This is a genomic window from Granulicella sp. S190 (assembly GCF_009766095.1).
Taxonomy (GTDB): domain Bacteria; phylum Acidobacteriota; class Terriglobia; order Terriglobales; family Acidobacteriaceae; genus Edaphobacter.
This window is the reverse complement of record NZ_LMUD01000019.1, coordinates 215,877-227,751: the sequence shown is the minus strand read 5'-3', so window position 1 is coordinate 227,751 and position 11,875 is coordinate 215,877. Positions and strand designations below refer to the sequence as shown.

The 11,875-nt window shown below is 55.9% G+C and carries 11 protein-coding genes; 8 read left to right on the top strand and 3 right to left on the bottom strand.

Annotated features, from left to right (window positions below; translation table 11 throughout):
- The first annotated feature begins 91 nt into the window (after window positions 1-91).
- Window positions 92-1,009 carry an alpha/beta fold hydrolase gene (locus GSQ94_RS12835; RefSeq protein ID WP_158944260.1) on the top strand — a complete coding sequence of 306 codons (918 nt, stop codon included), beginning with the start codon at window positions 92-94 and terminating at the stop codon, window positions 1,007-1,009.
- Window positions 1,010-1,013: 4 nt separating this feature from the next.
- Here GSQ94_RS12835 and GSQ94_RS12830 read toward each other — a convergent pair whose 3' ends face one another.
- Entirely contained in the window at window positions 1,014-1,700 is a 687-nt protein-coding gene (locus GSQ94_RS12830; protein ID WP_158944259.1) for an alpha/beta hydrolase, read from the bottom strand.
- Window positions 1,701-1,764: 64 nt separating this feature from the next.
- Here GSQ94_RS12830 and GSQ94_RS12825 point away from each other — a divergent pair, with 64 nt between their 5' ends.
- On the top strand, window positions 1,765-2,802 hold the full coding sequence (locus GSQ94_RS12825; protein ID WP_158944258.1) for a M20/M25/M40 family metallo-hydrolase: 1,038 nt from the start codon (window positions 1,765-1,767) through the stop codon (window positions 2,800-2,802).
- A 25-nt stretch (window positions 2,803-2,827) separates the two neighbouring features.
- Here the strand turns inward: GSQ94_RS12825 and GSQ94_RS12820 are convergent, their stop codons facing one another.
- A complete protein-coding gene (locus tag GSQ94_RS12820) occupies window positions 2,828-3,202 on the bottom strand; it encodes a DUF3592 domain-containing protein (protein ID WP_158944257.1) in 375 nt (124 codons plus the stop codon).
- Window positions 3,203-3,274: 72 nt separating this feature from the next.
- Here GSQ94_RS12820 and dnaE point away from each other — a divergent pair, with 72 nt between their 5' ends.
- The 6 genes from dnaE (at window position 3,275) to GSQ94_RS12790 (ending at window position 11,534) form a co-directional block, all read left to right on the top strand.
- Window positions 3,275-6,811, top strand: coding sequence for a DNA polymerase III subunit alpha (gene dnaE / locus GSQ94_RS12815; protein ID WP_158944256.1), 3,537 nt, complete (start codon window positions 3,275-3,277; stop codon window positions 6,809-6,811).
- Window positions 6,812-6,861: 50 nt separating this feature from the next.
- A complete protein-coding gene (locus GSQ94_RS12810) occupies window positions 6,862-7,719 on the top strand; it encodes an acetyl-CoA carboxylase carboxyltransferase subunit alpha (protein WP_158944255.1) in 858 nt (285 codons plus the stop codon).
- 31 nt (window positions 7,720-7,750) lie between these two features.
- On the top strand, window positions 7,751-8,785 hold the full coding sequence (locus GSQ94_RS12805) for a CPBP family intramembrane glutamic endopeptidase (protein ID WP_158944254.1): 1,035 nt from the start codon (window positions 7,751-7,753) through the stop codon (window positions 8,783-8,785).
- 165 nt (window positions 8,786-8,950) lie between these two features.
- A complete protein-coding gene (locus GSQ94_RS12800; protein WP_158944253.1) occupies window positions 8,951-10,036 on the top strand; it encodes a hypothetical protein in 1,086 nt (361 codons plus the stop codon).
- Window positions 10,037-10,236: 200 nt separating this feature from the next.
- Window positions 10,237-10,416: a hypothetical protein gene (locus tag GSQ94_RS12795; RefSeq protein WP_020713649.1), complete on the top strand. Its 180-nt coding sequence runs from the start codon at window positions 10,237-10,239 to the stop codon at window positions 10,414-10,416.
- Window positions 10,417-10,619: 203 nt separating this feature from the next.
- Window positions 10,620-11,534 carry a dimethylarginine dimethylaminohydrolase family protein gene (locus GSQ94_RS12790; RefSeq protein WP_254063846.1) on the top strand — a complete coding sequence of 305 codons (915 nt, stop codon included), beginning with the start codon at window positions 10,620-10,622 and terminating at the stop codon, window positions 11,532-11,534.
- Here GSQ94_RS12790 and GSQ94_RS12785 read toward each other — a convergent pair.
- Window positions 11,531-11,875, bottom strand: a 345-nt coding sequence (locus tag GSQ94_RS12785; protein ID WP_216843083.1) for a hypothetical protein, incomplete at its 5' end; no start/stop codon positions are given. The genes GSQ94_RS12790 and GSQ94_RS12785 overlap by 4 nt on opposite strands.

The following is an 11,875-nucleotide window of genomic DNA, read 5'->3' as shown; positions in this document are numbered from 1 at the left end:
GGAGATTTATTAACACTCCTGTAATACTAGAAAGCTGCATGACTAGCGTTCGATCCACGGGCGAGGCTATAGAACAGTGACAAGAAATGACATGAGCCCTATTACAGAAGGCTTCGCGGTGGTGGACGGGCTGAAGGTCCATTATCAGCGCGCTGGCTCGGGCCGTCCTCTTTTGCTGCTTCATGGTCTGGTGGGATCGGCAAAGAATTGGCGACAGAACATCAGCTTTCTCGCTCAGGATTCCGAAGTCTACGCGGTAGATCTGTTCAATATGGGAGAGTCGGAGCGGGTTCCAGGTCTGGATGCGGGGCTTGAAGCAACGGCGGACCGGTTGGCAGCCTATATGGATGCCCTGGATCTGGAGGAGGCCGATATTGCAGCTCACTCCCATGGTGGAGCAGTGGCTATGATGTTTGCTGCGCGACACCCTGAGAGGGTGCGAAGACTTATCCTGTTCGCTCCGGCAAACCCATTTTGCGATCTTGGGCACCAGTTGATCAGGTTCTACCAGACACGATTTGGAGTCTGGTTTGCGCGACAGATTCCTTTTTTGCCGCGAAGATTAAAGGCAACCGCACTCAGTCGTATGTATGGAGATCCATCGCGAGTCTCAGCGGGTGCACTTGAAGGATATACGGAAGGGCTGCATATTCCTGGGACGATGGATCACGTCATGCAAATTGTGCAGCGCTGGTTCGTAGATATGGGGTTGCTGCGATCCGCATTGGAGCGACTGGCCGCAAAGCCTACGCTGTTGATTTGGGGAGACTGCGACCGGGCCGTTGGATTGAGTTCGGCCAGTGAGTTGCAGAGCGTTCTTCTGCAGTCGAGTCTTATGGTGCTTCCTGGCGTGGGACACATCGCGTTTGAAGAAATGCCAGAGATTTGCAACCAGGCGATGCGGGAGTGGCTCTCAAAGCCGTTGGCCTCCGAAGCGCGGGTAACGGTGAGTCGGCGTCAAGAGCGTATTGCGTATGAAAGCCGCGTCATCGAGCAGGGTGCGGCTTGAGTCGTTAGCTCAAGCTGAAGGCGCTTTGCAACCATAGGCGAATCTCTTTCTGCATGAGATCAAGTTTAGGGTTGGGCGACTCCGGTGTTCCTTGAAAGAAATGATCTGCATCGGCAATCATGACCAGACGCTTTGGCTCAGGTGCTCGTTCGAAGATTTCTGCCAGGGCTTCGCGCGGACCATATTGATCATGGTCGCCACTGAGGAAGAGCTTGGGTTGCGTACAGCGGGGAAGAAACTTGTAGGTGTAATCGCGGCCTTCTGCGCGGACCGGGAGGCCGAGGCCGATGAGACCCTTGACTCGAGCATCTCCACAGCAGGCGCGCAAACCGACGTTTGAGCCGAAGGAAAATCCGGCGAAGAGGATCGGGCGATTGAGATTCTGTTCCATCCAGTCAAGCGCTGCGTGGACATCGTCCTGCTCTCCGTGACCGTTATCGTGTGTGCCTTCGCTGAGGCCTACGCTGCGGAAGTTAAAACGAAGGACAGGCAGGCCGAAGGAAGAAAACGCCTTCATGGCGTGGTAGACAACCTTGTTGTGCATGGTACCTCCGCCCGAGGGATGAGGATGGCAGACCAAAGCGGCGTAAGGCGCATCGTCACGACCGGTATTAAGCAGAGCTTCAAGACGGCCTGCAGGACCGCGTAGATCGTCAATCGAACGAATCTGGGAGGATGTGATCTGCGTCATCTCTTCAGTTTATCGGGTGTCTCTCTTATTCTTTCTTTATAAGGGATACCGTATGCTGGAGGGCATGGCGATTGACCCCATTGCACTCACTCAGCAGCTTGTGAATATCGAGTCGACCACCTATCACGAGGGTATTGCCGGCGTGTTTCTCCATGAATATCTTGCCGCACAGCGTTACGAGGTTGAGCGGACCGCAGTAGAGCAGCCGGATCGCGCCAGTACACCAGGTGCAGGGAGTGGAGAGCGGTTTAATGTGTACGCGGCCATGCCGGGCATCAAGCCTGACGTGGTGTTTTCAACCCATATGGACACTGTCCCTCCCTTTTTTGGGTGCAGGGAGGATGATGAGTTCCTGTATGGACGGGGGACTTGTGACGCGAAGGGAATTATCGCAGCCCAGGTGGCGGCAGCAGACCGGCTTCGTGAAGCGGGCGTCAAGGTTGGACTACTGTTTGTGGTGGGTGAGGAGCGGGATTCGGCGGGAGCTGCCATGGCGAATCTGTCCCCCAAGGGATCGCGTTTTCTGATTAACGGAGAGCCGACAGACAATCGCCTGGCGCTGGCCTCCAAGGGGGCACTAAGGGTAGAACTCAGGGCGAAGGGCCGTATGGCGCACTCTGCTTATCCTGAGCTTGGGGAGTCAGCTATAGACAAGCTCGTGGAGGCGCTGCATGACGTTCTAGCGATGCAGCTGCCTGTCGAGCCTGAGATTGGGCCAACGACTTTGAATATTGGGCTCATTGAAGGCGGCCGCGCTCCAAATGTAATCGCAGACAAGGCGGAAGCTCACATCCTGGTGCGCCTGGTGGGGCCTTCAGAGGAGGTAAGACAATCGATCCTGGCTACGGTGGGCGACAGGGCGGATGTTACCTTTAGCCTCGATCTGCCGTTTGTGCGGATGAGAAGAGTTGGACAGCTTCCAACGATGATTGCGAAGTTTACGACAGATATTCCAAAGTTGACTGCGTGGGGAGAGCCGTTTCTTCTAGGACCTGGATCCATTCATGTAGCCCATACGCCGAACGAAAAGATTGCGAAAAAAGAGCTGCTGGAGTGCGTGGACCTTTATGTGCAGCTGGCGGAGGATCTGGTCCGGTCTTAGGTCGCGGGATTATCAATCGACGCGCTCAACCAGAGATAATGCGGAATTGTAAGTTGTCCACGTTATCTTCTGCTAATACGGCCGTTTCGTCCGGATTCGCAGGATTGTAGCGGATGGTCACCAAGGGGCTGCCTTTGGCTTTCAATTCGGCTTCATGGTGAGTGAGCGCTACGCTACGCAGATAACCGCCGTAATACTCCCCAGCCTGCGTAAAGTGGAAGCCGGCCTCGACCTGGTAGTTCGCACCCATGGAAGCTACCTCTTCGTCGACTGGGAGAACGCGCCAATGATTGATCTCAGCCTGGGCCAAAGGCCACTGAGCGGCTAGATGAAGCTTCTTCTCCCGGTTTCGGTGACGAAGCTTGCGGCTGATTGCGTCGATCAGAAAGATGCCTGCCATCTTGGCTAACGATTCTAATACGACAATTGGGGACGTGTTTTCCTAAGGGACTGCGGGCTCTAAACTAGAGGGATGGCAGCAGAGTTTACCCACCTTCATCTTCATACGGATTACTCCCTTCTCGATGGCGCCTGCGATGTGGATAAGCTCGCGGGGCATCTAAGCAAAGTTGGCCAGACCGCGGCAGCTATGACCGACCATGGAAACATGTACGGCGCTGTGCACTTCTTCGACGCAATGCAGAAGAAGGGGATTAAGCCGATACTTGGCTGCGAACTCTATATCTGCAAAAACGAAGACCATCGCGCGGCACCTGAGGGAGACAAGTACAACCACCTTCTGGTACTCGCAGAGAATCAGGAAGGCTACAGAAACCTGGTCCGACTGACGAGCGAGGCGGCGCTGCATGGGTTTTATCGCAAGCCTCGCGTGTCGAAAGACTTTCTTGCGAAGCACTCGGAGGGGTTGATTGGATTCTCCGGCTGTCTTGCCGGGGAAGTGAATCAGTTCTTGATGGACGACAAGTACGATGAGGCTAAGCGTACTGCGGGCTTCTACCAGGATCTCTTCGGAAAGGGAAACTACTTCCTCGAGATCCAGGATCATGGTCTCGCTCCGGATAAGGCTGTCTGCGACGCTCTCTTCAAGATGGAACGCGATCTTGATATTCCTCTGATCGCAACCAACGACAGTCACTATGTGGCGGCTGATGATTCGCGAGCGCACGAGATTCTGCTCTGCGTACAGACGGCGGGTAGCATGAACGACCCGAAGCGCTTCAAGTTCGACACGCAGGAGTTCTACATCAAGAGCGCGGAGGAGATGCTGCGGACGTTCTCGCAGAATCCCGAGGTGTGCACGCGGACGATGCAGTTCGTCGATCGCTGCAACGTGAAGATGATGAAGGTGGATAATCCCTTTCCGGACTTTACGGTGCCCGTGGGAGAGACGCTAGATAGCTACTTCGAACAGGTATGCCGCAAGGGATTAGAGATGCGGCTGGAGACAGCGGTCGCTCATCTACGGTCCAGAGGGTTGCTGAAGAAAACCACCCTTGATTATCACGAGCGATTAGATCGCGAACTAAACATCATCAAACAGATGAAGTTTCCCGGCTATTTCATGATTGTCTGGGACTTTATCAAATATGCGCGCGAGCAGAATATTCCAGTGGGGCCTGGACGTGGATCGGCCGCGGGATCGCTGGTGGCCTACGTGATGCAGATTACGGATATCGATCCGCTGCAGAATGAGCTGCTGTTTGAGCGGTTCCTCAATCCGGAGCGTGTGTCGATGCCGGATATTGATATCGACTTTTGCATGAACCGTCGCGGCGAGGTGATTGAGTACGTCAATCGTAAGTATGGCCGGGATCAGGTTGCGCAGATCATCACGTTCAACACGATGGCGGCTAAGGCGGCGATCAAGGACGTGGGACGCGCACTGGATATGCCTTACGGCGAGGTTGATCGCATCGCGAAGATGATTCCGCCGACGATTGGGATCACTATCGACCAGGCGCTGAAGGATTCGCCAACGCTGGCGGGGGCGTACGAGGGCGACCCTAAGATCAAGGAATTGATTGATGCGGCGCTACGTCTGGAAGGGTTGGTGCGTGGTGCGGGGGTACACGCTGCGGGCGTGGTGATCGCGCCAAAGCCGCTGACGGAGCTGGTTCCGGTAACACGCGCGAAGAACGACGATATCGTGACCGCGTATGACATGAAGGCCGTCGAGAAGATGGGTCTTTTGAAGATGGACTTCCTTGGACTGACAACGCTCACGGTTATCGACGATGCGTTGAAGCTGATCAAGTCGACGACGGGGATCGATGTAGACATGTCGACGGTGCCGCTGGACGACGTGAAGACCTACGAACAGGTCTACCATCGTGCGCTCACCTCTGGCGTATTTCAGTTTGAGTCAGGAGGAATGCGCGACGTTCTGCGCAGATACAAGCCGAATACGGTCGAGGATCTCACCGCACTGAATGCTTTGTACCGTCCCGGGCCGATCCAGGGTGGGATGATCGACGACTTCATCGAGCGTAAGTGGGGACGGCGGGCGGTGAGCTATGAGTTGCCTGAGCTTGAGATGATTCTGCGCGAGACGCTCGGGGTCATCGTGTATCAGGAACAAGTGATGCAAATTTCTAACGTGCTGGCGGGATATTCGCTGGGCGATTCCGATCTGTTGCGGCGCGCGATGGGCAAGAAGGATCCGGCTGAGATGGCAAAGCAGCGAGATCGCTTTATGAGCGGTGCCGCTGCTAATAAACACCCGAAAGATACGGCAGGGAAGATCTTCGACCTGATGGCGCAGTTTGCCGGGTATGGATTCAATAAATCGCACTCGGCGGCATATGCGCTTCTGGCCTATCACACGGCGTGGCTGAAGACTCATTATCCAGTGGAGTTTATGGCGGCGTTGCTGACGAGTGAAACGTCGAAGCCTGAGAATGTCGTGAAGTACATCTCGGAGTGCCGCGAGATGAACATCTCGGTTGTGCCGCCAAATGTACAGGTTTCAGATGCGAACTTCACACCGATCAACGGCGCGATTGGATTTGGTCTGGCGGCGATCAAGAATGTAGGACATAACGCGATCGAGTCGATCATCGCGGCCCGAACGGCGTTGCAGGCAGCAGGGAAGCCCGGGTTCTCCAGCTTGTGGGAGTTCTGCGAGAAAGTGGATCTGCGCTTGCTGAACAAGCGAGTGCTGGAGTCACTGATCAAAGCCGGCGCAATGGATGCGTTTGGGGGAAGGGCAGCTTTGTGCGGCGCTCTCGATAAAGCGATGGAACGGGCGCAGAAGTCGCAACGTGATGAAGCTGCGGGTCAGCATGGCTTGTTCGGGATCTTCGACTCGGATCTGCATCCCTCCGCCTCAAATCATGGGGAAGACGCTTTGCCCGGCGTTGCGGAGTGGGACGAACATACTCGCCTGCAAAACGAAAAAGAGGTGCTGGGATTCTTTGTCTCAGGGCATCCGATGGATAAGTACCGCGAGAAGCTGCGAAACATGAAGGTCATCGATACCGCGACTGCGTGCGAGATGAAGCCGGAGCCGCAGGTCTTCCGCCGTGGTCGCAACGAGGAGCCGCAGAACGAGATCTCGATTGCCGGGGTAATCACCGGCCTGAAGGTAGCGAAGTCCAAGCGCTCCGGAGAGATGTATGCGCAGGCTTCGCTTGAGGATACTGTCGGCAAGATCGAACTGATTGCGTTTCCGCAGTCCTACGAGAAGCTGGCAGAGAAGCTGAAGATCGATGTACCCGTGGTGGTTCGGGGCGTACTGCGGGGCGAGGAGGACTCGGCGCCGAAGCTGGCGGTCTCAAGTATTCAGGCTCTTGAGGACGTGAAGATCAAGCTGCCCGATTCTCTGCGGATCAAAGTGCCGCTCCATAACCCTGATACGGCACTGCTGGAGAAGCTGCATGCCATTCTGCTGGGTGCACCGGGTAAAGGGAAGCTGCTGCTGGATCTTGAAGAGCCGGGAGAGTTTTGCGCAGTGCTCGAGCCACATAATTGCCTCGTAGCCGCGGATAAACTTTTTATTGAAAGGGTTGAAGAGTTGGTGGGCCGAGGAGGGGTTCGGATCATCGACTAGGCCGTCGATGCCATACAATCATTAGAGCAGCAACGAAGCATCCTTAGACAATGGCAGAACACGAGACCGGAAGAACAGCGCACTCCCAGGCAGCATCCGCACCAACTCCCGAGGCTTGGATCAAGACGGAGCTGGCACGGCACCCACAGCGTCCCTACCCGATGGACTTCATTGCAGCGTTGTTTACCGACTTCAGCGAGATTCACGGCGACCGAGCCTTTGGCGATGACGCTGCGATGACCTGCGGCATGGCTTTCTTTCACGGCGAACCCGTATTAGTGGTGGGTAACCTGAAAGGACGCACCCTGAAGGAGCGTGTGGCGCGCAAGTTCGGAAGCCCCGATCCCGAAGGGTATCGCAAGGCTTTACGGGCGATGAAGATTGCAGAGAAGTTTGGCCGACCTGTCTTTACGTTTCTCGATCTGGCCGGGGCGAATCCTGGTATTGGAGCAGAGGAGCGGGGCCAGGGGGAGGCCATTGCTCGGAACCTCCTAGAGATGTCACGGCTACGTGTGCCTACCATTGCGACGATTACCGGGGAGGGTGGATCTGGGGGTGCGTTGGCTCTGGCGGTTGCAGATCGTGTGCTGATGCTCGAAAACGCGATCTACTCTGTGATCTCTCCGGAGGGCTGTGCGTCGATTATGTGGAAGGACGCCGGAAAGAAGCAACAGGCCGCAGCCGCTCTGAAATATACGGCGGTCGATGTGAAGCTGCTTGGTTGCGTCGATGAGGTGCTGCCGGAGCCTTGGGGTGGGACACAGAACAACCCTGAAGAGGCTATGGCGCTGGTGGACGAGAGACTGCAAAGTCATCTCGCGAGTCTTCGTGCACTGCCCGTCGAGTCACTGCTGGAGCAGCGCTACACCAAGTTTCGCAATATTGCGCAGTTTTACACCACCGCTTAGCGGTCTACGAACCTCACTGGAGTAGTCAGCGTTGCAAGCGTTCAATCCGATACACTCAGGCCGCTCTGAGCGCACCCTGCAACTGGCGCTCTTCGTAACCTCCGCGACCTGGTTTCTCGCCTCGGATGTTTTGGCAGGACGAGCCGCTCGCGGTCTGTCGGAGCGATTTGATCTCGCTTCCAGCCAGCCTCTGCTCGCTGCGTTGTTCCTTCTCTTTTTGTTAGCAGTTGGGTTTTCGATCCTTCAGGCGATAGCGCGACGCCATTCGACTTTGCGCGAAGTTCTTGGACTACCGAAACGGGCTACCTCTCGTAGGGAGTGGATCCTCGGAGTCGCCGTCGGCTGGGGTTGCGTCGTCATGACTGTCCTTCCGATGGCACTTGCCGGACGGTTGAGTGTGCAGTTGTGGATTCAGCCGCGCGCAATATGGCTCTTGCTGTTGAATCTCGTGACGCTGGCGGTTGCGGCTTTGGCTGAAGAGGTTGCGTTTCGTGGCTATCCCTTCCGGCGTTTGATTGAAGCTATTGGGCCTGTTGCAGCGACTATCAGCATGTCGTTGTTATTCGGACTTGGACATGCGCTCAACCCGGGAGCTACCTGGACAAGCGTGATAGTCACGATGCTCGCGGGATTGCTACTCTCGATAGCCTGGTTGAGAACTCATGGATTGTGGCTGCCATGGGGGCTGCACTTTGCCTGGAATGCGAGCATAGGCATCCTGTTTGGACTTCCTGTGAGTGGGATCAACGACTTCGCCAGCGTGGTGCAGACGCGGGCGTTTGGACCGCTTTGGCTGACCGGCGGCGACTACGGTCCGGAAGGTGCACTTTTCACGGCAGCAGTTCTTCTTGCTGGCCTGGTGGTCCTGGTGCGCATCACACGTGACTACGCATGGGATTACACACATAGGCCGATTGTTGCAGGCGGCTACGCCATTGAGGTGCCACCGCCCGCAGCGCATGCAGCAATGGAGCAGGAGGCCAGACCTGCAGCCGCGGCTTCGCTTGTCCAGATTCTTCCAGTAACGCCTCAGACACGTTCCGTTGACGATGAACCCAAGTTTTAGCGGGGGGTGGGGCTTCATCTTGATTTGAATCCGGCTGCTATCCAGAGAAAACCTTGTGGTCTGGTCGAAATTATGCAGATTGGCTCTTGTCAAAAGGGGAAGAGAAGGCGCAAGCTGGTGTTACTCCGAGGTGCTCCGGTGGCACTCTTCCCGTACAGATCGGCTATGCTGCTAGGTCTCCTGGCCCTCTCGCTGAAGACGATCTCAGGTCAGGTCTTCGTGGTTGGAGAGAAGACTGCGACTGCGGATATCTCGACGGATTTTTCTCCTACGCATGTCTCTCTTCAGGACACTCCTATGACGGAGCGTGGACGACGGGAGCTGGTTCGAAATCTTGAAGCGGAGCAAGGGTTTGCTCATCGCGCACTGCCGGTAAGTCCGAGTGTGACCCTGCGTGCCAATGGCCCGATCAGCCCGGGTGGTGCTGACTACAAAAAACTGATCTATCAGAAGGGTGAGGCTGCTGCGCTTGGAGACCGCGTCATCATTACTTCGATGGAGATCAAGCCAGACCGGATCGTGCTGGATCTTAACGGTGGCCCGTATGTAAAACATCGGTTTTTGCGCCATGTGCAGCTGAATGACGCGCCGGTTACTCAGGTTAATGACGAACGGGCGAGCGGATCGAGGATAACGTTGATCTTCGAGGGGCGTGTGCCTGAGATCTCTGCGCCTGAGGTAAAAGCTCTGCTCGAGCCTGTCATTGACTTTGGGGTGAAGACGTCAGAGCAAGCCTACGCGGATACGTTGCCGCCGATGTTGAAGGAGGCCATTGCCGCGCATGAGGTGTTAGTGGGAATGAACCATCGCATGGTGCTGGCGGCCTTAGGCGCGCCAGAAAGCAAGATGCGGGATCAACCCAGCGGAGATGCGAACGGCGGTCGATATGAGGAGTGGATCTACGGGCATGTTCCGCAGACGATTCGCTTTGTGAGGTTTGTCGGAGACCGTGTGACGGTGGTGGAGATTGCGGCGCTTGGGAAGCCGATCGACATTCACGATAAAGACGAGATGGCCGGCTACAATTCTCCGGAACCTACGCGCGAGGTGGCGATGGGAGACAAAGCACCGGATGGAGCGGCAGAAAAGACCAGCTCTGCTCCTACCCTATTGAAGCCTGGGGAAGCAGCTTCGGCCGGAAGTTCCAACAATAAGGTGCAGTTTCCGGACGATAACAAAGGTGGAAAATCCTCTCCTCCATCTGCTGCACCACCTTCCAATAACCTAGCTTCGTTGGCGCAGGCACACTAAACGCTCGGGTCGTGTAGACTTGATGGAGAGCCTTACTCGCAGTTCTTCTCCTCGATTCCCGCCGCGGTTCGTCCCGGACAATCTTTACGAGAAGCACCGGATGATGAGATTCTGCTTGCCCGCGAGGGTAGCAGCCGATTGAATTATTCAATGCGTGGGCCGAAAGATTCGTAACGTTCGTATTAGGGAGAGCAAGCATTATGGCGAAGATTGCCAAGACCGGCGACCGTAAGAAGGTCATGGATACTAACAAGAGCACGGATTGTCCGAAGTGCTCCAAACCGACCCGCATCGTGAAGCGCGTGAAGGATCGCGAGCGCGGTACTCCGGGCGGAGTGTATATCTCCTGCTCGGCGTGCGACTTCTTCGAAAAACTCTAAGATTTTCCTTGAAGAGAGTCTGGACAAAGAGCCCTTTGCGGGCTCTTTGTCGTGTGTGGGACTGTCTTTTGAATAGCTTCGTGGCGGGCTTGGTTCCGTTACAGGCGATGCACCAAAGTTGTACAAATAATTTACTCGCAAAGGCTTGACGATCGTTGTTTGAGACGGGCAGACTCGACGCTGGAAAGTAGGAACCTCGTTTTATGATGACCAGCAGCCCGGCAGTGACCTCCTCTGTTTTTGCGCCTCTCCCCCACTTCAACCGCCCGACATTTTTGATGTGTCCTCCTGAGTTTTACGATGTGGACTACGTCATCAACCCGTGGATGGCGGGAAACCTGCATCAGCCCTCGCGGGATGCAGCGTTTATGCAGTGGAAGAGCCTGTATCGGCAGTTGCAGAAGGTGGCGGATGTGCGGCTGTTGCATGCGCGTGAGGGATCGCCGGATATGGTGTTCGTGGCTCATGCGGCGGTGGTTCAGCATGGGCTGGCGGCGGTGTCGAGCTTCGCTCATCCGCAGCGGCAGACGGAAGAGGGACATCTGCGAAAGTGGTTGCAGGACGCGGGTTTTCTGCTGTGGGAGACGCCGAGGGAGACTTCGTTCGAGGGTGAGGGAGATGCGCTCTTTGACGCCAATGGCGGTCACCTGTGGGCGGCGCATGGGGTGCGGACTTGCAGGCATAGTCATCGCCATGTGGCGGATGCATGGCATACGCCGGTGACCTCGCTGCACCTGGTGGATCCCCGGTTTTATCATCTGGATCTTTGTTTTGCGCCTCTAAGCGGCGGGTATTTGTTGTACTTTCCGGAGGCGTTCGATGCGGCTTCGCTTGAGAAGATCGAGGCGGCTTATGCGGCGGAGAAGAGGATTGTTGTCAGCGAGTTAGAGGCTACACAGTTCGGCTGCAATGTGATCAATGTAGGGCGAAATATCCTGATGGGCGCGGTCGAGACGGATCTGGCTGAACGTTTGACCGGGCGTGGATTCGATGTGACGGAGTTAGCTTTGAGTGAGTTTCAGCGCGGGGGCGGTTCGGCGAAGTCTCTGGCTTTGCGATTGAGCGATTCGGCGCTGGGGTCGAAGGTGGTTGAGACAGATCTGCGGACGCAGTTTTAGGTTTTATGCGGATAGATTTTTCTGACGTGGTGATTCGGCGTTTTTACTGGGTGTTTTGCAGAAATGCGTGTTTTTGACGTGGTGTTTTGGTGGTGTAGCTGTGGTGGCTTGCGTGGCTGAGGCTGGTTGTTAGCAACGTGTTTTTTGCTGGCTGAAAGTGTGCCAACTTTTTCAAGTTTATTTTCGTTCCGGTGGGCCGGGCCGAGTGTGGCGCCTGTCGAAGGAGAACGGCTCGCGCGTAGCGCGAAGGCCCACATCTCAAAATCGAGATATGGGGCAACCGATTTTCCGACGTTCATTTTGCCTGGGCTGGGGTTGACTGTGCCTGGGCGATTTCGTCG

Coding starts and splice junctions, on each gene's coding strand:
- GSQ94_RS12835 (WP_158944260.1), top strand. CDS start 92: ATGAGCCCTATTACAGAAGGCTTCGCGGTGGTGGACGGGCTGAAGGTC.
- GSQ94_RS12830 (WP_158944259.1), bottom strand. CDS start 1,700: ATGACGCAGATCACATCCTCCCAGATTCGTTCGATTGACGATCTACGC.
- GSQ94_RS12825 (WP_158944258.1), top strand. CDS start 1,765: ATGGCGATTGACCCCATTGCACTCACTCAGCAGCTTGTGAATATCGAG.
- GSQ94_RS12820 (WP_158944257.1), bottom strand. CDS start 3,202: ATGGCAGGCATCTTTCTGATCGACGCAATCAGCCGCAAGCTTCGTCAC.
- dnaE (WP_158944256.1), top strand. CDS start 3,275: ATGGCAGCAGAGTTTACCCACCTTCATCTTCATACGGATTACTCCCTT.
- GSQ94_RS12810 (WP_158944255.1), top strand. CDS start 6,862: ATGGCAGAACACGAGACCGGAAGAACAGCGCACTCCCAGGCAGCATCC.
- GSQ94_RS12800 (WP_158944253.1), top strand. CDS start 8,951: ATGCTGCTAGGTCTCCTGGCCCTCTCGCTGAAGACGATCTCAGGTCAG.
- GSQ94_RS12795 (WP_020713649.1), top strand. CDS start 10,237: ATGGCGAAGATTGCCAAGACCGGCGACCGTAAGAAGGTCATGGATACT.
- GSQ94_RS12790 (WP_254063846.1), top strand. CDS start 10,620: ATGATGACCAGCAGCCCGGCAGTGACCTCCTCTGTTTTTGCGCCTCTC.